The sequence below is a fragment of the Pseudomonas sp. Leaf48 genome (assembly GCF_001421885.1).
Classification (GTDB): Bacteria; Pseudomonadota; Gammaproteobacteria; order Pseudomonadales; family Pseudomonadaceae; genus Aquipseudomonas.
The window spans coordinates 782649-803113 of sequence record NZ_LMLH01000028.1 but is presented as its reverse complement, the minus strand read 5'-3'; the positions used below and the strand labels follow the sequence as shown (position 1 = coordinate 803113).

Sequence of the window (20465 nt, the reverse complement as noted above, 5' to 3'; positions counted from 1 at the left end):
AAGCTTGCTCGGGTGGTATTCGCCTTGCTGAAAGGACAAAGCGAATATCAGCCAAAAGTCAGTTGAGGGCTTCCCCTCAACCATAGAATCTCCCACATTTGATCTCCCACAATTTGATAATCAGTGAACACAAATGTCATGGCCTGCAACCATCACCTGTGGGAGCTGGCCTGCCAGCGATGGCGGTGTGTCAGTCACCCTCGATGCCGGATATGCCGGATACGCCGGCCTCATCGCGAGCAGGCTCGCTCCTGCAATGGATTACCTGCAACCGGCACAAAAGCAGGCCAAAGGCACCCCACCTCCATGCAAAATTGCATAGAGAACCTGCAGTTATCCGGGTTGTACAAGGCAAATTTGCACTGTTACGATCCGGCATCGCTCGCGCGCGAGCTTCTTTATAAAGAACAATAAAAGCAGGGAGTTAGTGATGACTGCTCAGGTTTCATCGAAGGGGGCGCAGTTCATGGATGCCACGCAAAACGAAGTGCTGGCCGAAGTTCGCAACCACATTGGTCACCTGACCCTCAACCGTCCCGGCGGCCTCAACGCCCTGACCCTGGACATGGTGCGCAACCTGCATCGCCAGCTCGACATCTGGGCCCAGGATGCCCAAGTGCATGCCGTAGTCCTGCGCGGCGCCGGCGAAAAAGCCTTCTGCGCCGGTGGCGACATTCGCTCGCTGCATGACAGCTTCAAAAACGGCGACACCCTGCACGAGGATTTCTTCGTCGAGGAATACGCCCTCGACCTGGCGATCCACCGTTACCCAAAACCGGTGCTGGCGTTGATGGACGGTTTTGTCCTGGGCGGCGGCATGGGTCTGGTACAAGGCGCTGATTTGCGCATAGTGACCGAAAACAGCCGCCTGGCGATGCCGGAAGTCGGCATCGGCTACTTCCCCGATGTCGGTGGCAGTTATTTCCTGCCGCGCATTCCCGGTGAGCTGGGCATCTACCTGGGCGTCAGCGGCGTGCAGATCCGTGCCGCCGACGCCCTGTATTGCGGTCTGGCGGACTGGTATCTGGAGAGCGCCAAACTCGGTACCCTGGACGAGCAACTCGACAAGCTCGAATGGCGCGACACGCCGCTCAAGGACCTGCAAGGCCTGTTGGCCAGGCTCGCCGTGCAGCAACTGCCAGACGCCCCGTTGAGCGCACTGCGGCCGGCCATCGACCACTTCTTCGCCCAGGCCGATGTGCCGAGTATCGTGGAGCAACTACGCGAGGTGACGGTCGCCGACAGCCACGAGTGGGCCTTGACCACTGCCGACCTGCTGGAAACCCGCTCCCCCCTGGCCATGGCGGTCACCCTGGAAATGCTCCGGCGCGGGCGGTACCTGAGCCTTGAGCAATGTTTCGCCCTGGAACTGCATCTGGATCGCCAATGGTTCGAGCGCGGCGACCTGATCGAGGGGGTGCGCGCCCTGCTGATCGACAAAGACAAGAATCCGCGCTGGAACCCACCGACCCTGCAGGCGCTGGACGCCGAGCATGTCGCGAGTTTCTTCAGCGGCTTTGAGCAAAGTGGGAGCTGAGCCATGCACGATATCGAATTGAGTGAAGAGCAAGTGATGATCCGCGATATGGCACGGGACTTTGCCCGCGGCGAAATCGCGCCTCACGCCCAAGCCTGGGAAAAGGCCGGCTGGATCGATGACGCCCTGGTGGCGAAGATGGGCGAGCTTGGCCTGTTGGGCATGGTGGTGCCCGAGGAATGGGGTGGTACCTATGTCGACTACGTCGCCTACGCCCTGGCAGTGGAAGAGATTTCCGCTGGCGACGGCGCCACCGGCGCGCTGATGAGCATCCACAACTCGGTGGGCTGCGGGCCGGTATTCAACTATGGCACCCTGGAACAGAAACAGACCTGGCTGGCGGACCTGGCCAGCGGCAAGACCATCGGCTGTTTCTGCCTGACCGAACCCCAGGCCGGTTCCGAGGCCCACAACCTGCGCACCCGCGCCGAACTGCGCGACGGCCAATGGGTGATCAATGGCGCCAAACAGTTCGTCAGCAATGGCAAGCGCGCCAAGCTGGCCATCGTATTTGCGATTACCGACCCGGATCTGGGCAAGCGTGGTATCTCGGCATTCCTGGTGCCGACCGACACCGCCGGTTTTATCGTCGACCGCACTGAACACAAAATGGGCATTCGCGCTTCCGATACCTGCGCCGTCACCCTCAACAATTGCACGATCCCCGAAGCCAACCTGCTGGGTGAGCGCGGCAAGGGCCTGGCCATTGCCCTTTCCAACCTCGAAGGCGGTCGCATCGGCATCGCTGCCCAGGCCCTGGGCATCGCCCGCGCGGCATTCGAGGCGGCGCTGGCCTACTCCCGCGATCGCGTGCAGTTCGACAAGCCGATCATCGAGCACCAGAGCATCGCCAACCTGCTGGCCGATATGCACATGCAACTGAACGCGGCGCGCTTGCTGATTCTGCATGCGGCGCGCTTGCGCAGTGCCGGCAAGCCATGTCTGTCGGAGGCGTCACAGGCCAAGCTGTTTGCCTCGGAGATGGCCGAGAAGGTGTGTTCGTCCGCAATCCAGATTCATGGCGGGTATGGGTATCTGGAGGATTACCCGGTGGAGAAATACTACCGGGATGCGCGGATCACGCAGATTTATGAAGGGTCGAGCGAGATACAGCGGATGGTGATTGCGCGAGAGTTGAAAAACTATCTGGTGTGAGGCCATCCCCTCACCCTAACCCTCTCCCGGAGGGAGAGGGAACTGACCGAGTTGTTTTTTCGAGTTACATCGACCTGAAAATCCGAGTCGACGTCAGGATCTGAAAAGCTTGAGATCGGTTTCCTTTCCCCTCTCCCCCTTGGGGCGGGCTGGGGTGAGGGGGTGGAGCTAAAGTCCACCCCAAAACGTCACTTACCCTGAAACTGCGCCTCGCGCTTGGCAATGAACGCCGCCATCCCTTCCTTCTGATCCTGGGTCGCGAACGCTGCATGGAACACCCGGCGCTCGAAGCGCACGCCTTCGGACAGGCTCACCTCGAACGCACGGTTGACGCTTTCCTTGACCATCAGCGCAATCGGCAACGATTTCTTGGCTATCAATGCCGCGACCTTCATCGCCTCATCCAGCAGTTCATCGCTCGGTACGATCCGCGCGACAATCCCGCAACGCTCCGCTTCAACGGCATCGATCAAACGGCCGCTCAGGCACATTTCCATGGCCTTGGCCTTGCCCACGGCGCGAGTCAGGCGCTGGGTGCCGCCCATGCCCGGCAACACGCCGAGGTTGATTTCCGGCTGGCCGAATCTGGCGTTGTCGCCGGCCAGGATGAAATCGCACATCAGCGCCAGTTCACAACCACCACCAAGGGCGAAACCATTGACCGCAGCGATGATCGGCTTGCGCCGGTTGGCCACGCGGTCGCTGTCGCTGAACAGGTCATCGAGATAGATCTGCGGGTAGGTCAGCTCGGCCATTTCCTTGATGTCGGCCCCGGCGGCGAAGGCTTTTTTCGAGCCGGTCAGCACGATACAGCCAATGTTCGAGTCGGCTTCCAGGCCATCGAGGGCGTGGTTCAGTTCGCTGATGATCTGCGCGTTCAGCGCGTTCAACGCCTGCGGGCGGTTGAGGGTAATCAGGCCCACGCGGTCGTGGGTTTCCAGCAAAATCGTTTCGTAGCTCACAAATAGACCCCTTCTCAAAGATTGCGTGAAATGACCATGCGCTGGATATCGCTGGTGCCTTCGTAGATCTGACACACCCGCACGTCGCGGTAGATGCGCTCCAGCGGGAAGTCGTTGAGGTAACCGTAACCGCCGAGGGTTTGCAACGCCGAGGAGCAGACCTTCTCGGCCATTTCGGACGCGAACAGCTTGGCCATCGACGCTTCGACCAGCGCGGGCTTGCCGCTGTCACGCAGGGCGGCGGCATAGTGCACCATCTGCCGCGCCACGGCGATCTGGGTGGCCATGTCCGCCAGGCGGAACGCCACGGCCTGATGCTCGATGATCGGCTTGCCGAAGCTCTCGCGCTCACGGGCGTAATCACGGGCCGCTTCAAACGCCGCGCGAGCCATGCCCACCGATTGCGAGGCAATGCCCACGCGCCCGCCTTCGAGGTTGGCCAGGGCGATCTTGTAGCCTTCGCCCTCCTCGCCCAAACGGTTGGCCACAGGCACCTTCACGTCGTCGAAAAGGATCTGGCAGGTGTCGGATGCGTGCTGGCCGAGCTTGTCTTCGACCCGCGCGACTTTGTAGCCGGGCGAATCGGTCGGCACGATCAGCGCGGTAATTCCACGCTTGCCTGCGCCCGGATCAGTCACGGCAAATACAATCACCACCCCGGCATTCTGGCCAGAGGTGATGAATTGTTTGCAGCCGTTGAGCACGTAGTGATCGCCTTCCAGGCGCGCACGGGTCTTCAGGCCGCTGGCATCGGAACCGGCCTGGGGTTCGGTCAGGGCAAAGGCGCCGAGCATCGCGCCACTGGCCAATGGCTTGAGGAAACGCTCTTTCTGCTCGTCCGTGCCGTAATTGAGGATCGGTACGCAACCCACCGAGTTGTGCACGCTCATGATGGTCGAGCAGGCACCGTCGCCCGCGGCGATTTCTTCCAGGGCCATGGCGTAGGCCAGGTAACCGGTGTCGCAACCGCCCCATTGTTCGGGCACCAGCATGCCGAAGAAACCCAATTGGGCCATCTCGCCGATGGCTTCCCTGGGGAAGCGGTGTTCGCGGTCCCACTCGGCGGCGAAGGGCTTGAGCCGTTCCTGGGCAAAGTCCCGGGCCGCGTCGCGAATCTGTTGTTGTTCGTCATTGGGGATCATGGTGAATCCTTAAAGCTGGGTACGCCGCAGAACCTTGTGGGAGCCAGCCTGCTGGCGATAGCGTCGTGTCAGTCAATGTCTTACTTTTATGACACACCGTCATCGCCAGCAGGCTGGCTCCCACAGGGGTGAGGTTGGTTTAGTGAAGGCATTCCACGGCCATGGCCGTTGCTTCACCGCCGCCAATGCAGACCGCTGCCACGCCGCGCTTCAAGCCTTTCTGGCGCAGGGCCGAGAGCAGGGTCACGAGGATCCGCGCACCGGACGCACCAATCGGATGGCCAAGGGCGCAGGCGCCGCCATGCACGTTGAGTTTCTCGTGGGGAATGTCCAGATGGGTCATCGCGGCCATGCCGACCACGGCAAAGGCTTCGTTGACCTCGACCAGATCGACTTCATTGAGCGACCAGCCGGTTTTCTTCAGAAGCTTCTGGATTGCGCCCACCGGCGCCACCGGGAACAGGCTCGGAGTGTCGGCGAATGCCGCGTGACCATGGATCACCGCCAGCGGCTTGAGGCCACGCTTGTCGGCTTCGGAACGGCGCATCAGCACCAGTGCCGCCGCGCCGTCGGAGATTGAACTGGAGTTGGCCGCCGTCACGCTGCCGCCATCACGGAATGCCGGTTTCAGCGAGGCAATCTTGTCCAGTCGGGCTTTGGGTGGCTGCTCGTCATTGCTGATCGTCACCTGCTCTTTGCCGACGGTGACGGTCAAGGGCACGATCTCGTCCTTGAAGCTGCCGTCCTTGATCGCCTGTTGGGCGCGGGTGGTCGAGGCAATGGCGAACTCATCCTGGGCCTGGCGGCTGAAGCCGTTGGATTCGGCGCAGTCTTCGGCAAAGGTGCCCATCAGGCGGCCCTTGTCGTAGGCGTCTTCCAGGCCGTCGAGGAACATGTGATCAAGCACGCGGCCGTGGCCCATGCGGTAGCCACTGCGGGCGCGGTCCAGCAGGTAAGGCGCGTTGGACATGCTTTCCATGCCACCGGCAACCACGACATCGGCGCTACCGGCAAGCAGCATGTCGTGGGCCAGAATGGTCGCTTGCATACCCGAACCGCACATTTTGTTCAGCGTGGTGCAGCGGGTCGATTTATCCAGCCCGGCGCCCAGGGCAGCCTGACGCGCCGGCGCCTGACCGAGCCCGGCGGACAGTACGCAGCCAAACAGCACTTCTTCAACGGCATCAGGCGCAACGCCGGCGCGCTCTACCGCAGCCTTGATGGCCGCCGCACCGAGTTGCGGCGCGGTCAGGCTTTTCAGTTCGCCCTGGAAACCGCCCATCGGGGTGCGTACGGCGCTGACGATAACGATTGGATCGTTGGCAATAGTCATGACAAATCCTCTTTACTTGGCGGCCATGCGCAAGGCGCCGTCGAGACGGATCACCTCACCGTTGAGCATGCTGTTTTCCATGATATGCCGGACCAGTTGGGCATACTCGGCAGGTTTGCCCAGGCGTGGTGGAAACGGCACGCCAGCGGCCAGCGAATCGCGGACTTCCGGGGTCATGCCGGCCATCATCGGCGTTTCGAAAATGCCTGGAGCGATGGTCATCACGCGGATGCCGAAGCGCGCCAGTTCACGGGCGGCGGGCAAGGTCAGGCTGACGATCGCGCCTTTGGATGCCGCATAGGCGGCCTGGCCGATCTGGCCGTCATAGGCCGCCGCCGAGGCGGTGTTGATGATCACGCCGCGCTCGCCATCGGCGTCTGCTTCGGTTTCGGCAATCGCTGCCGAAGCCAGGCGCAGCATGTTGAAGCTGCCGATCAGGTTGACGTTGATCACCTGACTGAAGCTTCCCAACGCGTGTGGACCATTCTTGCCGAGGATCTTCTCGCCGCGCACGATGCCGGCGCAGTTGACCAGGCCGTTTAGTCCGCCAAACGCCTTGACCGTCGCCTGCACCGCCGCTTGTGCTGTCGCTTCATCGCTGATGTCGGCCACCACGCTTTGCGCGCCCAGGCGCTGGGCCTGGGCGGCCACCGCTTCGGCATTCATGTCCACCAGCATCACTTTCGCACCAGCCGCGACCAGCATTTCAGCGGTGGCCGCACCGAGGCCGGAAGCACCGCCGGTGACGATAAAAACCTTGTTTGCGATCTGCATCATTGTGTCCTTCGATTCAAGCTGAAACGTTCTTCGCCGCAGCCTCTTGAGCCTTGGCGATTTCCTGGTTGCGCAAGATAAAGCGCTGCAATTTGCCGCTTGGGGTTTTCGGCAACTCGCTGACAAATTCGATTTCACGGGGGTACGAGTGGGCTGCCAGACGCTTGCGCACGTGTTGGCGCAACTCTTCGGCTAGCTCCGTGGTGGCGCGGTATTGCGCACTGAGCACGACGAAGGCCTTGACCAGTTCGGTGCGCTCCGGATCGGGTTTGCCGACCACTGCGGCTTCGACCACGGCCGGGTGTTCGATCAACGCACTTTCCACATCGAACGGGCCGACCCGGTAACCGGAGGTGGTAATGACGTCGTCGCTACGGCCGACGAAGCTGATGCTGCCGTCCGGGTTCCACTCCACGGTGTCGCCGCTGAGGTAATAGTCACCGACGAAGGCCTTGGTCGGTACGCCTTCGTAGCCGGCGAACCAGCACATGGGCGATTGAGTGCGGTCGATGGCCAGAATCCCCGGCTGACCAACACCCAGTTCCTTGTAGTCATCGTCCAGCACCACGATGCGATGCCCTGGTGAGGCGAATCCGGCGGCGCCCATGTGTATCGGATGCCCAAGGGCGTGGTGATTGCACAGCACCATGCCCAGTTCGGTCTGGCCGTAGTGGTCGTGAATGACCACGTCGAGGTTGTCGGCGAACCAGCGGATCACTTCCGGGTTCAGCGGCTCACCGGCACTGCTGACGATGCGCAGCTTGCCCTTGATCGATTTGGCAAACTCGTCACCACCAGCGATTAGCAAGCGATAGGCCGTCGGCGAGCCGGTGAGATTGGTGATGCCGTATTTGTTGATGACCCGGCAGGTACTTTCGAGGGTGAACGGGCCATCGTAGAAAGTGATCGGGTGGCCCATCGACAGTGGGCCGGTGACGCCAAAGTAGATGCCATAGGCCCAGCCCGGGTCGGCAACGTTCCAGAAGGCGTCTTCCGGGCGCAAGTCCACGGCGTCGCGGGTGTAGCTCTGGAAGGCGACGATGGCCTTTAGCGGCACCGACAGTGCTTTGGACGGACCGGTGGTGCCTGAGGTGAACATCAGCAGGAACGGATCTTCGCCGGTCAGTAACGCCGGCTCACAGGCTGCGGGATAATTGGCAAGTTCGGCCCAGAAACTGTAATCGCCGCGAACAATGCCCTGCCCCTTGGCACCGGCCACGGTGACGATGGTCGGGCAGTCGGCCACTTCGGCCAGTTTCGGCCGGTTGATCGCATCGGTGACCACGACCTTGGCGCCAGAGCAGTTCAAGCGGTGTTCGATGGCTTTGGGGCCGAAGGCGGTAAACAGGGGCTGGTACACCGCACCAATGCGCCAGGTGGCGAAAACGGTGATCAGCAGTTCGATATTGCGCGGCAGAAGGCCGGCAACCTTGTCGCCCTTCTTCACCCCCTGGGCCAGGAGGAAGTTGGCCAGGCGCGCGGCTTTGTCTTGCAGGTCAGTGAAGGTGTAAGTGGCGCTGGCGCCGTCGCGCCCCTCCCAGAACAGGGCGATCCGGCCCGGCAAGGCATGCCGGTCGCAACACTCGACGCAAGCATTGAGAGCGCTCAGATCGCCGGCGAGTGTAGCGTCGACGGTGTGCTGATAGTTGAACTGTGAAAAAGCAGACAAGTAATCGCGCATTGCCAGAATCCCTCGGTCTTTTTATTAGGGTTGGGGGAACCGTAATCAACAGGCAAATACTCGCTCTGCGCGATGGCCGGGACAATGGTCAAAGTTCTCAAGTTGCGTGACTGCTTTGGCCAAAATCCCAAGCCTCAGGAAACGAAGCGCACGCCGGGCTTGACCCGTTCGTCCACCGTCAACTCGAACACGTCCGGGCGCGCGTAATGCCCGACCACGTCGTAGTCGTAACGGGCCCGCACCAGGTCGTCGGTGTCGATCTCGGCGGTCAGCAGCCCGGCCCCATCGCGCAAGGGTCCGGCGAGAATATCGCCCATAGGGCCGATGATCACGCTGCCACCGGCAATCAATGGCCGGTCCGCGGGCCAGTTGGCGATCTCCAGGCCCAATGCCTGCGGCGAAGCCTGGACCTGGCAGGCGCTGACCACAAAGCAGCGCCCCTCATGGGCGATATGGCGCATGCTCACTTGCCACATCTCGCGCTCGTCCACCGTCGGTGCGCACCACACTTGAACACCCTTGGCGTACATCGCCGTGCGCAGCAACGGCATCATGTTCTCCCAGCACACCACCGCGCCGATCCGCCCGACCTGGCTGTCGATCACCGGCAAAGTCGAACCGTCGCCTTTGCCCCAGATCAGCCGCTCGGTGCCTGTGGGCATCAGTTTGCGGTGTTTGCCCACCAGTCCCGCCTGCGGGTCGAAGTACAGCGCGGTGCAGTACAAGGTGCTGCCCGCCCGCTCGATCACACCCAGCACCAGGTTGGCGCCTGTGCGCGCTGACAGCCCGGCCAACGCCTCGGTTTCCACCCCCGGCACGTCGATGGCGTTGGCGAAATAGCGGGCGAAAGCCTCGCGCCCCTCCGGCAGGCGATAGCCCAGTTGCGTGCCGAAACCTTCCCCTTTTGGATAACCGCCGAGCAGCGCTTCGGGCATGACCACCAGCCTGGCGGCCGATTCAATGATCGCTGCTTCATACGACAGAATCTGTTCCAGGGTCTCGGCCTTGCCACCGGGCAAGGCGCCGATTTGCAGGGCGGCAACGATTGATTTAGGCATCGCGATAACTCCATTGGCGTCAGGTGTTGCTCATTCTGCGGCGCGCCGCGATCATGAATAAAGACCGAATCACTGCTGAATGATATGAGCCATATGAATATCACCGACGTCGACCTGAACCTGCTGAAAGTCTTCGAGGCGCTGCACGAAGAATCCAGTGCCAGCCGTGCCGCCTTGCGCCTTGGCGTTACGCAGTCGGCGGTCAGCGCGGCACTGCGCCGGCTACGCCAGGTGTACGGTGATCAATTGTTCGTGCGCACCGGGCGCGGGCTGGCGCCGTCCCTCAGGGCCAATCAACTGAAACCGGTGGTCAGTGATGCGCTGGACAAGTGCCGGCAAAGCCTGGCAATGGTCGACCCGGCTGCACACCATTACGAGGGCCGCTCGGTCACCGTGGGTATGTCAGATGATTTTGAAATTGCCTACGGCCGTCGGCTGATCGAAGAAATCGCCCGCTGCGCGCCGAAGCTGCGCCTGATTTTTCGTCAGACCCACAGCCAGATCGTCGCCCAGGCCCTGATGGAGCGCAGCATCGACCTGGCGATCACCGCTGGTGGTTTTGCCGAGCGCCTGCTTAGCCGACAGGTATTGGGTGAAGGCGATTACTGGTGTCTGGTGGACCCGACGAGCTTGATCGAAGGCCAGCAGCACATCAGCCTTGAAGAATTTGTCGCCCGCGAACACATTCTGGTGTCATCGGGCGGTTTTATCGGGATTACCGACGAAGGCCTGGCCGCCGTGGGCCTGAGTCGACGGGTATGCGCCTCGACCACGCATTTTGCCGCGCTGCCGTATCTGCTCAAGGGCAGCCAGGCCGTGGCGACCATTCCGGGCCACGCTGCCCGCAGCATCGCCGCACTCAGCGGTTTGACCCTGCTGCCCTGCCCGCTGGCCTTGCCGCGCTACCCGATCGAACTGGGCTGGCGGACCAGTACCGGGCTCGATCCGCTGGTGTTGAAAGTCAGGCAGGCCATTGTCACGATTTTCTCAGACGACGATCCACTGGAACTGACCTAACCAGAGATGACGCAGGAACCGGCAACGCAACGCTCAAGACCGCTTCGCCAGCAAGCCGGCTCCTACCGTTTTTTGTGAAACCTCGGCTCTGTCATACGACGCAGGGCATGTAGCTGCGTGATTGAGGGTTATTTGGCGGCCATCAGGCGATTGACTTCGCTGCGCACCATGTTGGCGTACTCAGGCGGTGACATGCCGTCCAGTTCAGAGCGCACCCACTCAGCCCACTTGCCTTTGCGCTTGGCCCGCTCGCCGAACAACCGTGCGGCCTCGCCCTTGGCTTTGCCCAGGTTGTTTTGCCAGAGTTCGAACAGACGGGATTTCTCGTCTTCAAGCGCTGCGCGCTCGGCAAGGGGTTTGTCGGCCAGATTGAAGCTCATGGGAATTTCCTGCTGCGTAAAATAGGCGACATCTTACACTGTAGGAGGAATTGTCCTGCGCCGGTTTTTCAGCCTGATTGCCCTGGCAGGTAAAAATGCTGCAACTTTTTCGACGGCGGCAGACTCCATTGTTCACTGTCCATTAACTGCAAGGAGTACTTCAATGGCCCGTAAAACCGCCATGCAAGCCGCCGAAGATCAAATCAAGGATCAAGCCTTCAGCGAGCTGCAGACGCTGATCGAAGAGTCGGAAAAGCTGCTTAAAAGCAGTGCGTCACTGGTTGGAGAGGAAGCGGAAACCCTGCGCGGGCAAATTGCCCTGAAACTGCAGCAAGCCAGAGATTCGGTCAGCAGCGTTCGCGACCGCACCCAGCCTGCATTCGAAGCCACTGAAAGCTATATCGGCGGCCATCCATGGCAAACCGTGGCCATTTCCGCCGGCTTCGGCCTGGTGGTGGGGTTGCTGCTCGGTCGGCGTTGAACACAACTCCCCCCTCTTGTAGGAGCGAGCACGCTCGCGATGGACKYCAACGATAACGCGRGCMTCCTGAATGCCCGCGGCGCYCTCSGGYTTTTCGCGAGCATGCTCGCTCCTACAGGGGGGCGGCCAGACACTCATCACCCAAACCCCACAMATCCTTGTAGGAGCGAGCAYGCTCGCGATGGACTCKAACGATAACGCGGGCATCCTGAATGCCCGCRGCGCTCTCCGGTTTTTTCGCGAGCATGCTCGCTCCTACAGGGGGCGGGGTGTTCCTCGTATGTCAGCGCCCTGCCAGCTCGTGCAGATTAGCCAGCGTCTGAGCATCGAGAGTGATGCCGCAGGCCTGGGATTGGGCGCGTTGCTGATGACGCCGATCCCCCGGCAAGCGCTTCAAGCCAACCCCATGCATCTGTCGCACCAGTTCCTTGCTGCGTTCGGCGAAGCCTTGGCCGGCCGCCTTGCTCGGGTCGATCACGATCAGTAACTGACCGGTCCACGGTGTCTTGGCGCCCGGATGATTCTTCCAGTCGAACTCGAAGGAAAAGTTACCCCCGGTCAGCGCCGCCGCCAGCAATTCCACCATCATCGACAGCGCCGAACCCTTGTGCCCACCGAACGGCAGCAGCGCTCCGCCTTCAAGTATCGCCTTGGGTTCTTGCGTTGGCTGGCCCAAGCTGTCCACGCCCATGCCTTCGGGCAAGTGCTCGCCCTTGCGCGCAGCAATTTGCACATCGCCATGGGCAATGGCACTGGTCGCGAGGTCGAAGACAATCGGCTCACCCTCGGCACGCGGGGCAGCGAAGGCAATCGGGTTGGTACCGAACAATGGTCGGTCAGCGCCGTGGGGCACCACGCAGGTCATGCTGTTGACCACACTCAGGGCCACCAGGCCTTCATAGGCGAAGGGTTCGACATCCGGCCACAACGCGGCGAAATGGTGTGAATTACGGATTGCCAGCACCGCAATGCCGGCGCTTCTGGCTTTTTCCACCAACAACTCGCGCGCGGCGGCAAGGGCGGGCTGAGCAAACCCGTTACCGGCGTCAACCCGGACAAACCCCGAAGCCACATCTTCGACCACCGGGACGGCCTGACCGTCGACCCAGCCGCTTTGCAGCGTGGAGACGTACCCCGGAATCCGGAATACACCGTGGCTGTGCGCACCGTCACGTTCGGCACCGGCACAGTTGAGCGCCAGGGTCCTGGCGACTTCGGCAGAGGTGCCATGTCGCACGAAAATCTGTTCGAGCAGTACCACCAGTGAATTGAAATCGAGGGTTTGTTTGGCCGAACTGACTGCCATTTCAGGCGAAGCGGTCATTTGAAGCTCCAGTTTTATTATTAGAGACGGGCGACCCGCCGATTAAGTGCTTCCCTACCGGCTTTCTGTCAAGCCTCTCGCGTTATCGCGCCCAGCAATATGTACCGCACCCTGACCAGTCCGTCCGCCCTATTGTCTTCCCTCGACCCAACGACCTGCGATCGAACCTCTATCGCACTCTTTCGAGGAAACACCATGCCTGAGTCATCGACTCCCTATTTTTTTGAGGAAGCGGAGCGCGCTTCCACGGCCAACCAGCCCGGCGACCGGGAAAACGCGTTGAAATTCACGCTGGATGACCTGAACTGGTTGAAGACTGTTTATCTACCTGACAAAGCAGCCCGTACCGCCGCAAAAAATCCCATGCAGGTCCATGAACTGCTGCTGGTCCTTGCCGACAAGCCCGCCATTCCCATGGCCGGTGCCTTTGCCATGAGCCGCCCGGCCAACGGTGAAGCGGTGCTCTACACGCCCTGGAAAGGCCTGATCAAATTCGCCGACATGGATGATTTAAAGAGCAAGCTCGAAGAATGGCTCGGACAGGAGACCGGCAAGCACGAACTGCTGCGTTTTCTGTCCGTCGCACAGCGTACCCGGGTACTGGCAGGCAGCGCACCGGGCATTACCACCCAGGACATCGACGCCGCGGTATTTCAGCGTCAGGAACATATCCTTGAGCGCAATAGAGCCGCTAACCTCACGGCCATGATGGCCGAGCTGGTCGAGGCACCGTCACTGCAGTGGATGCTCGACGAAACCCTGAAAATCGCGTTCCACAAGCCATTCGCGGCACTGGATCAACGTCATACCCGAATGGACACTGTGACCACTTCGACAACCGCTTCCGATGACAAGGTCACCCGAAAAAAAACCTCTTCCGTGCCACTGAGCGACGCCCTGCTCCAGCTGTATTTGCACAACAACCACTGGCCGTCTGGCGATACCAGGACATTTTCCAACCCCCTCCATGGCACCAGCAGCGAGGCCGACAATAAAACCTGGGAGAGCACGCTGCAGCAAATCGTGCAGAGTTTCACGCCGCGCTTGCAAAGCCTGATCGAAACCTACTGGTACACCTCGGTCAACAACGGGCCGTCCCGCCAGGCGTTTTTCTCCCAATGCCTGCGTGACGCCTACTACCTCGACCTGTTGCTGAAACGCCAGCAAGGCGTTTTGACGGCTGAGGGCTATCTGCAACTGATCGCGGTCGGCCTCGAGTCGGCAACGACCAGCCCTGTGCGTGTTGAGAAGGTACGGGTCACCGCGCCCTTTAAACATTACGTGGAGTTGGCCTGCACCTTGATGATCGGTAAAGCCGACGCCCTCGGTTATCTGTACAGCCCAGGCAGAGGCATCGAAGTCGCGAGCGACCTGTCCAGCGTTCGAAAAACCGTGTTGCAAATGATGATAAGTGAAGGCCATGAAGACAACCTGCTCAACTTCCTCTCACTTCAGGAGCGCAATACCTTTATCGAACTCACACCTTTAGACGATCGCATGATTATCGCAGAACCTGTCACCACCCCGGTATTCGAACGGTTGATGACGGGCATTCTCGACAGGCAACTGAGCAACCTCACCTACGCCTTGAACCGCTACCGCGAAAGCGAAGGCACACTTGACCCGCATGCGTTGATCGACAAGGCTCTGGATGTGCGCGCAATGATCGATCAGCGATTGCTGAGCACCGACGCTGGCGGGCGCTGGAGCACGCAAACCGATCTGCGCTGGACCGCGCAACCGGCCACCGTGCGGGCAGAGTCGGCCAAACAGCAATTGGCCACGCTTGCAACGCTCGAGCAAGCCCTTGAAAAACGTATTGAAAGCCATCCCTCCGTCGCCACGACTGCAAGCTCTGTCGACGAGGCAGCGGCAAATGTCGACTCATCCTTGAAAACGTTACAAGCGGACTTTGCCAATCTGTTTGCCACAGCGTTGAAAAGCGAACTGCAATTGCGAACCGTGGCGCGTACATTGAGTGCGCCGGAGCAGGCAATCATCCGCACTGTGCTGCAGACACCGCAGAAACTGCAGCGCGCTGCCCTCAACGGTTTTCTGCCTGATGCCTTTTCCCTGGCGCTGCAAACCGGCAACCCCGATGAGCCGTTGCCACTGGCCAGCTGTTTCGTGCTGACCGAACGTGGCGGGCTGGACCGGGAGCATTCGGGCAAAGCCATCCTGTGGACGCCGGCTTTGGGGTTCGAAGCCTTCCCTTCCCTGGCTCCTTTGCTGGCCGAACTCGAAGGACGCCTGAAGGATCACGATAAGCGCCTCACACTATTGGAAAACCTCGGCCGCAGCGAGCGATTGCCGGGCCGGTCCTACACCCTGGCCCCCCTGCAACGGGTGGTCGACCATCTTTTCGAGCATGTGCAAAAGCCCTTTGTGCAACTGGACCGGGTCAGCGTCACCAAGGCACTGGCCACCGACACCCGATCAGCGGTCGCAACCCGCACCGATTTGCTGAAACTGGTGGCGCTGCGCGAACCCCAGACCGGACTGCGCCGCGCGACAGACATCGCCCAATCGCTGATCACCCAGCAAAACACTCCGCCCTGGCTGGCCAAGGCGTCGATTCAAGACCAGATCCTGCATGCCGAGTTGCTGGAGCAATACCTGCGTAACGTCGACAAAGACCAGGACTACCTCAGCGGTGTTCGCTCGCTGGCTCGCACAGCGCATCATGAACTGCACAAACAACTCAAGGCTGACACCTTCGACCTCGACCCGGACAAAATCGAACTGCAGATCAGCGCACGCGGGGCCTCGACAGCAAAGGCGCAAACCCTCACGAACTTTGCCCTGGACCATCTCCAGGAACTGGACGCCGCGCGCTTCACCCTCGTCTCGCTGGATGAGGGTAAAAAGATCCCTGAGGCGATGGACGCAAACTACATCAAGACCCTGATCCGCAATCTGAAGCTCGGTCAGCACCAGCAGGCCATCCTCGACACAGCGTTTGCCACGACATACGCGGACGCAACCGAACGACGCAATCGCTTTGCCGCGCAACTTCCATGGCAACTGATGCACTTCGCCCACACAGAAAAGCTCCAGGAACGCCTGAGTGAAACCGGTTTCGACCTGATCAAGCAGGTCATGGACATGCCCGATGCCATTGCCCGAGCGGCCGTCGAGGGGGCGAGTGCGATAATTCGGCCGCTGGAGCTCAAAGGCATCAGGGAGCAGCAGACTATTTCGGTGCCAGGCGTCTATCTGGTCGGCGACAAAGACGAGGCGACCGGTCCACAGGTGCTGCTCGCGCCTTATAGCGCCAGGCACAGTCTCCGGGAGTACGAAAATGAAGCTGCACTGATTACCGAACTGAAAACCCATGGCGCACTGCGCGACTGGGTGCTCAACAGCGTGCCGGCGCAGGTGCGCGAACTGTGCAAGGAAAAGCTGGCCGCCACCGCCGGTCAAACCGGTGGCATCAGCCTGGCGTCGACTCCCGTCAAGGCGAACCTGTTCCAGCGGTTGCTCAAGGACAACCTCGGGTTGATCAGTCGGTTCCTTGGCTTGCAGTCCGAAAACAATTCCCGGGAGCAATGGGAAACCGTCAAACAGGTGCTGGGCGAGGATCTCGACCTGGCCACATCGTTTTTCACCGGCAAACTGCGCTACCCGATCACCGTATGGCAGAGTTTCCGTGAGTTCAAACAGTCCGCCGAAGACTTGCAGACCCACCGGTGGAGCGCCGCAATCAGGGAGTTCATCAGCGGAGTCGGGCAGCTCGCCAGCTTGCGCCAATCGCTGGAGGCACAACAAACCCCGGCGTCGGCGGTGAGCGAGCCTGACGCGCAAGACGACACAGAGACAAAGGCAGAAGATGCAAAGGACAAGATAAAAACGCCAGAGAAGCGATTCAACTACAAGGACATCGCCGTCACCGCGCCAGGACGCACGCAGTTGCAGCGTTTTGAATCCACCGGGGTTGATCTCGGTTCCCTGATGCTGGACACGAGCCTCGGGCTTTACACCGATTCAACCGACAAAAAGAACTATGCCCCCGTTGAAGGCAAAGTGTATTCACTGGAGAAAAACGGTGAACGCTGGCGGATAGCCGGCAAGAAACCCCTGGGGCCCTACGTGCGCCAGAATGTATCGAAGCAATGGGTCCTCGACCTGGAAAAAATCCCAAGCCTGGGCATCATCAACCGTTGGAGTTCAGCCTACTCCGCCTGGGAGGGCATGAACATCCAGGCCAAGGGTATGCCGCAAATTCGCCGGTTGTTTCCAGTCAAGGCGCGCTTGATCGATGAAGGCCTCGACCTGGCGACCAGCTATGCGTGGAATGCCTTTCGCAATCTGCAATTGCTCAATACTTCCGGGAACACGCTGACACCGGTTCACCGGCTCATCATGGACTTTCTTGATGTACCGGCCGTGCTGCCTGCGCATGTGACCGCGCTGGAAAAAGTCGTCGGTGATGTGTTTGCCGCCCTGCTCGAACCCTCGCTCAGAAAGCCGAAGTCGAAACGATTTGCCGTCGGCCGCGTCCTCGCGGATGAAGATCACACCTACGCATTTGTCGTGCCTAAGGACCCGCAGCGGATCATCTATCTGACGGAACGATTCTTTCACCCCAACTTCGACTACTACCGCAACTACATGACGGACGCCGCCTTTCCCATCAGGGCTCACTCCCGGGCGGCCACCCTTATCCATGAGCTTTCCCACATTGCCTGCCAAACCGCGGATATTGCTTACCTCGACTCTGGCAGGCCTTTTCACGACTTGATCGAAACGTCCCCACAACGGGCCAAAAACTTAAAGAAGGCACTGTCCGATCTGCAACGCAAAGCGCTGTCGAGCCACACTCCCCTCAATGAACTGTTCGCGGTCTACAACGCCGACCTGGGCCAATGGGAGGACTTGGGAAGTACCACTTATGAGGACACCGACGAAGCCAAGGAACGGGTTCTGAAACTGACCGGCAAACCGAGTCTGAGCGAAGCACGCACACGTTTCGCAGCCGAGCCCCTGATTCGGATGGCCGTGCAACTCGGTAACGCCGACAGCGTCACCTGGTTAATCACCCAGTTGGGACGCCAGTTACACGTCAGTACGCCCTGAATCTGAATAGATGCCTGAGTAGATGGGTAATTGCCGTGACGGATGCTCTCGACAACTTCCGTCACGGTTCGAATGCCGGGAATCAGGATGAGCCCATCAATCGCTATCTGGATAAACTCTTGCTGGCGCGGACATAAGCCGCGGATCGATCCATATCGGTAGCATCTACAACATCAAAGAGATCGATGGCCTGGTGAAGTCCTTGCCCAGGGAGCTGCCGATCTACCTGACACGCAACCAGGACGGCAATCTGGTGATCAACTCGATGCCGCAAAAGTCTGCGAAAAGGCGACCGACACTGCGCGCTGAGCTTCCCTTCAGGAACGAAATCAACGACTAAAACTCAGTTTGAAAGTCGCATTTGCGCAGCGGCTTACAGACTGATCACGCAATGATTACAAAATTTCTACATTTGAGCCTTCATGATTGGTGCCGTTCATACGTCTACTTATTCAAGAGCTATTCAAGCGCCCGTTTTTCCGACCTGGCTCTCAAAAAGGAGTTTTGCATGTACAACTCGCAACTGCCAACGGACGGTAGCAACGCGCCAAAGGGTACTTCCATGGAAGTCGGCGTATACGAGCCGCGTATCGAGCGCCACGGCAACGAGCGGATCCGAAGCCTGCTCAAGAGCTTTGGCCTGCGCACCAGCCTGATTCGCCTGAAAGTCATCGATGCCCTGCTCAGCGCCGCCGAAAGCGAGCGCAGCCTGGGCGTGCGCGGTGTTCACAGCCACTTGCTGGACCTGGATATTCCCCTGTCCTTTTTAAGCGTGCGTGAAGTGCTCAAGCGCCTGTGCAGTGAGGGCGTGATTGTCCTCAATCCGGACAAGAGCTACAGCCTGCATCCACAGGCTGCCGCCATTCTGCACCGGGACTGATCAGGCCCGGCCCTGCTCAGGGCTTGACCTTGCGGCGCATCATGCCATTGATGACCACCACGATAACCGCCACGCCGATGGCGATGTACTGGAACAGTTTCTCGCTGATGACGCCGGTGTTCTGCAACCAGGAAAGGCCAAACATGATCGCCAGTACCACCAGGGAGATCAGAATCGAGTATTTCAAACGTTGCGACTGAGTCATTGCGGGTTCCTGAAAAGCTGGAAAATGGTTCGGGTCTGTGTTGCAGGCATGCCATTGATTTGGCTAGGGGCCTGAGTAGCTAAGTGGATGGTGTGGATTAGGGGTTTGTGTGGATAAAGGGGCTTTTGTGGCGAGGGGGCTTGCCCCCGCTGGGCTGCGAAGCGGCCCCCAAAAAAATGGGACTGCTGCGCAGTCCAACGGGGGCAAGCCCCCTCGCCACAGGCAAGCCCCCTCGCCACACAAGCTCCCTCACCACGCATCCCAGGCGCCTGCCGTTGTCCCGGGACGGGCGCTGTAAAAGGCGCTCATGTTACAGCCGATGGCACGTTTTGGCTTTACCGCATCGATAATCTGTCAGAGCCCCGCTGTCAGATTTGTAATCTTCCCCTCATCCAGCTGACAGCGTTGATCTACGATAATCAATGCCTCTGCCTTTGTATCAATTCGAAACAATCCTGCGATGCCTGACCGGAAAAACGGGTCAGAATGCATTTTTTTGCCCGCCACAACGAGACACTTCCCATGCGAACCCACCTGCGTCTGATCGCCCTGAGCGCCCTGTTCATCTCCTCCCTGGCCCAGGCCGCCGACCTGATTCCGATCGAAGTGCACCGCGACGCCAATTGTGGCTGCTGCAAAAAGTGGATCACCCACCTGCAAGACAATGGCTTCAAGGTCCAGGACCACGTCGAAACCAACATGAGCGAATTCAAGCAACAGCACGGTGTGCCGCCGCGTCTGTCGTCCTGCCACACCGCATTGATCAACGGCAAGTTCGTCGAGGGTCATGTGCCGGCCGATCAGGTCAAGGCATTGAGCAAGCGCAATGATCTGCTGGGTGTCGCCGCTCCCGGCATGCCCATGGGTTCGCCCGGCATGGAAATGGACGGCAAAAGCGATGCCTATCAGGTTATCGGCCTGAAAAAGGACGGCACTGACACGGTGATAGCGGACTACCCCGCCCATTGATGTCGGGGGCATACATCGGGCTGTTCTTCGCCGCGTTCGGTGCGGCGACGCTGTTGCCGTTGCAGTCCGAAGCACTGCTGGTGGGGTTGTTGCTCAGCGATCACTACTGGCTCTGGGCATTGCTGACCGTGGCGACATTGGGCAACGTCCTGGGTTCGCTGCTTAACTGGTGGCTGGGGCGCGGCATCGAACGGTTTCGCGAGCGCCGCTGGTTCCCGGTCAGCCCGGCACATCTGGAAAAGGCGCGGACTCATTATCAGCGCTACGGCCACTGGTCGTTGCTGCTGAGCTGGCTGCCGATCATCGGCGACCCGCTGACCCTGGTGGCCGGGGTGATGCGCGAGCCGTTGGGGCGTTTTCTGTTGATCGTGACAGTAGCCAAAGGCGCCCGCTATGGGGTACTGGCCCTGGCAACGCTGGGCTGGATGGGTTGAACCAATAGGGTTGGCGATTGCCTGTGATTAATGTCGCCCTAATCGTGCCGATCCAGA

At 60.2% G+C, this 20465-nt stretch carries 17 protein-coding genes and 1 pseudogene; 9 read left to right on the top strand and 9 right to left on the bottom strand.

Annotated features, from left to right (window positions below; translation table 11 throughout):
- Positions 1-430 precede the first annotated feature (430 nt).
- Complete coding sequence (locus tag ASE98_RS19350) at positions 431-1537, top strand: enoyl-CoA hydratase/isomerase family protein (protein ID WP_060542926.1); 1107 nt, start codon at positions 431-433, stop codon at positions 1535-1537.
- A gap of 3 nt (positions 1538-1540) precedes the next feature.
- The gene (locus ASE98_RS19345) at positions 1541-2692 is read left to right on the top strand and encodes an acyl-CoA dehydrogenase family protein (RefSeq protein ID WP_060542925.1); all 1152 of its coding nucleotides are present in this window, start codon (positions 1541-1543) and stop codon (positions 2690-2692) included.
- A 188-nt stretch (positions 2693-2880) separates the two neighbouring features.
- On the opposite strand, the gene ASE98_RS19340 is transcribed toward ASE98_RS19345, so the two are convergent.
- The 6 genes from ASE98_RS19340 to ASE98_RS19315 form a co-directional block, all read right to left on the bottom strand.
- Positions 2881-3654 (bottom strand): enoyl-CoA hydratase, encoded by a 774-nt coding sequence (locus tag ASE98_RS19340; RefSeq protein WP_060542924.1) that lies wholly within the window; start codon positions 3652-3654, stop codon positions 2881-2883.
- Between the two features lie 14 nt (positions 3655-3668).
- The gene (locus ASE98_RS19335; protein WP_060542923.1) at positions 3669-4796 is read right to left on the bottom strand and encodes an acyl-CoA dehydrogenase; all 1128 of its coding nucleotides are present in this window, start codon (positions 4794-4796) and stop codon (positions 3669-3671) included.
- Between the two features lie 139 nt (positions 4797-4935).
- Positions 4936-6129: an acetyl-CoA C-acyltransferase gene (locus ASE98_RS19330; RefSeq protein ID WP_060542922.1), complete on the bottom strand. Its 1194-nt coding sequence runs from the start codon at positions 6127-6129 to the stop codon at positions 4936-4938.
- A gap of 12 nt (positions 6130-6141) precedes the next feature.
- Positions 6142-6903 carry an SDR family NAD(P)-dependent oxidoreductase gene (locus ASE98_RS19325; protein WP_060542921.1) on the bottom strand — a complete coding sequence of 254 codons (762 nt, stop codon included), beginning with the start codon at positions 6901-6903 and terminating at the stop codon, positions 6142-6144.
- A gap of 16 nt (positions 6904-6919) precedes the next feature.
- Positions 6920-8584, bottom strand: coding sequence for an AMP-binding protein (locus tag ASE98_RS19320; protein ID WP_060542920.1), 1665 nt, complete (start codon positions 8582-8584; stop codon positions 6920-6922).
- A 134-nt stretch (positions 8585-8718) separates the two neighbouring features.
- A complete protein-coding gene (locus tag ASE98_RS19315; protein ID WP_060542919.1) occupies positions 8719-9642 on the bottom strand; it encodes a carbon-nitrogen hydrolase family protein in 924 nt (307 codons plus the stop codon).
- Between the two features lie 84 nt (positions 9643-9726).
- On the opposite strand from ASE98_RS19315, the gene ASE98_RS19310 reads away from it, so the two are divergent.
- A complete protein-coding gene (locus ASE98_RS19310) occupies positions 9727-10659 on the top strand; it encodes a LysR family transcriptional regulator (protein ID WP_060542918.1) in 933 nt (310 codons plus the stop codon).
- Between the two features lie 128 nt (positions 10660-10787).
- Here ASE98_RS19310 and ASE98_RS19305 read toward each other — a convergent pair whose 3' ends face one another.
- A complete protein-coding gene (locus ASE98_RS19305) occupies positions 10788-11039 on the bottom strand; it encodes a hypothetical protein (RefSeq protein WP_060542917.1) in 252 nt (83 codons plus the stop codon).
- A 163-nt stretch (positions 11040-11202) separates the two neighbouring features.
- Between ASE98_RS19305 and ASE98_RS19300 the strand changes: the two genes are divergently transcribed.
- Entirely contained in the window at positions 11203-11520 is a 318-nt protein-coding gene (locus ASE98_RS19300; RefSeq protein ID WP_060542916.1) for a DUF883 family protein, read from the top strand.
- 283 nt (positions 11521-11803) lie between these two features.
- Here the strand turns inward: ASE98_RS19300 and ASE98_RS19295 are convergent, their stop codons facing one another.
- Positions 11804-12844 carry an Ldh family oxidoreductase gene (locus ASE98_RS19295; protein ID WP_060542915.1) on the bottom strand — a complete coding sequence of 347 codons (1041 nt, stop codon included), beginning with the start codon at positions 12842-12844 and terminating at the stop codon, positions 11804-11806.
- A 195-nt stretch (positions 12845-13039) separates the two neighbouring features.
- Between ASE98_RS19295 and ASE98_RS19290 the strand changes: the two genes are divergently transcribed.
- From ASE98_RS19290 to ASE98_RS19285, 3 genes and pseudogenes are all read left to right on the top strand, one after another.
- A complete protein-coding gene (locus ASE98_RS19290) occupies positions 13040-17920 on the top strand; it encodes a dermonecrotic toxin domain-containing protein (RefSeq protein ID WP_060542914.1) in 4881 nt (1626 codons plus the stop codon).
- A gap of 95 nt (positions 17921-18015) precedes the next feature.
- Positions 18016-18260: pseudogene (locus tag ASE98_RS27325) on the top strand (hypothetical protein); the annotation flags it as partial.
- Positions 18261-18428: 168 nt separating this feature from the next.
- Positions 18429-18800 carry a hypothetical protein gene (locus ASE98_RS19285; RefSeq protein WP_060542913.1) on the top strand — a complete coding sequence of 124 codons (372 nt, stop codon included), beginning with the start codon at positions 18429-18431 and terminating at the stop codon, positions 18798-18800.
- 16 nt (positions 18801-18816) lie between these two features.
- On the opposite strand, the gene ASE98_RS19280 is transcribed toward ASE98_RS19285, so the two are convergent.
- Positions 18817-19005: a hypothetical protein gene (locus ASE98_RS19280; RefSeq protein ID WP_060542912.1), complete on the bottom strand. Its 189-nt coding sequence runs from the start codon at positions 19003-19005 to the stop codon at positions 18817-18819.
- Between the two features lie 522 nt (positions 19006-19527).
- Here ASE98_RS19280 and ASE98_RS19275 point away from each other — a divergent pair.
- Positions 19528-19974: a DUF411 domain-containing protein gene (locus ASE98_RS19275; protein WP_060542911.1), complete on the top strand. Its 447-nt coding sequence runs from the start codon at positions 19528-19530 to the stop codon at positions 19972-19974.
- Positions 19974-20408 carry a YqaA family protein gene (locus ASE98_RS19270; protein ID WP_060542910.1) on the top strand — a complete coding sequence of 145 codons (435 nt, stop codon included), beginning with the start codon at positions 19974-19976 and terminating at the stop codon, positions 20406-20408. The genes ASE98_RS19275 and ASE98_RS19270 overlap by 1 nt, the downstream gene beginning before the upstream one ends.
- The last annotated feature ends 57 nt before the right edge of the window (positions 20409-20465 follow it).

Coding starts and splice junctions, on each gene's coding strand:
- ASE98_RS19300 (WP_060542916.1), top strand. CDS start 11,203: ATGGCCCGTAAAACCGCCATGCAAGCCGCCGAAGATCAAATCAAGGAT.
- ASE98_RS19295 (WP_060542915.1), bottom strand. CDS start 12,844: ATGACCGCTTCGCCTGAAATGGCAGTCAGTTCGGCCAAACAAACCCTC.
- ASE98_RS19350 (WP_060542926.1), top strand. CDS start 431: ATGACTGCTCAGGTTTCATCGAAGGGGGCGCAGTTCATGGATGCCACG.
- ASE98_RS19270 (WP_060542910.1), top strand. CDS start 19,974: ATGTCGGGGGCATACATCGGGCTGTTCTTCGCCGCGTTCGGTGCGGCG.
- ASE98_RS19330 (WP_060542922.1), bottom strand. CDS start 6,129: ATGACTATTGCCAACGATCCAATCGTTATCGTCAGCGCCGTACGCACC.
- ASE98_RS19325 (WP_060542921.1), bottom strand. CDS start 6,903: ATGCAGATCGCAAACAAGGTTTTTATCGTCACCGGCGGTGCTTCCGGC.
- ASE98_RS19305 (WP_060542917.1), bottom strand. CDS start 11,039: ATGAGCTTCAATCTGGCCGACAAACCCCTTGCCGAGCGCGCAGCGCTT.
- ASE98_RS19345 (WP_060542925.1), top strand. CDS start 1,541: ATGCACGATATCGAATTGAGTGAAGAGCAAGTGATGATCCGCGATATG.
- ASE98_RS19320 (WP_060542920.1), bottom strand. CDS start 8,584: ATGCGCGATTACTTGTCTGCTTTTTCACAGTTCAACTATCAGCACACC.
- ASE98_RS19290 (WP_060542914.1), top strand. CDS start 13,040: ATGCCTGAGTCATCGACTCCCTATTTTTTTGAGGAAGCGGAGCGCGCT.
- ASE98_RS19310 (WP_060542918.1), top strand. CDS start 9,727: ATGAGCCATATGAATATCACCGACGTCGACCTGAACCTGCTGAAAGTC.
- ASE98_RS19275 (WP_060542911.1), top strand. CDS start 19,528: ATGCGAACCCACCTGCGTCTGATCGCCCTGAGCGCCCTGTTCATCTCC.
- ASE98_RS19335 (WP_060542923.1), bottom strand. CDS start 4,796: ATGATCCCCAATGACGAACAACAACAGATTCGCGACGCGGCCCGGGAC.
- ASE98_RS19285 (WP_060542913.1), top strand. CDS start 18,429: ATGTACAACTCGCAACTGCCAACGGACGGTAGCAACGCGCCAAAGGGT.
- ASE98_RS19315 (WP_060542919.1), bottom strand. CDS start 9,642: ATGCCTAAATCAATCGTTGCCGCCCTGCAAATCGGCGCCTTGCCCGGT.
- ASE98_RS19280 (WP_060542912.1), bottom strand. CDS start 19,005: ATGACTCAGTCGCAACGTTTGAAATACTCGATTCTGATCTCCCTGGTG.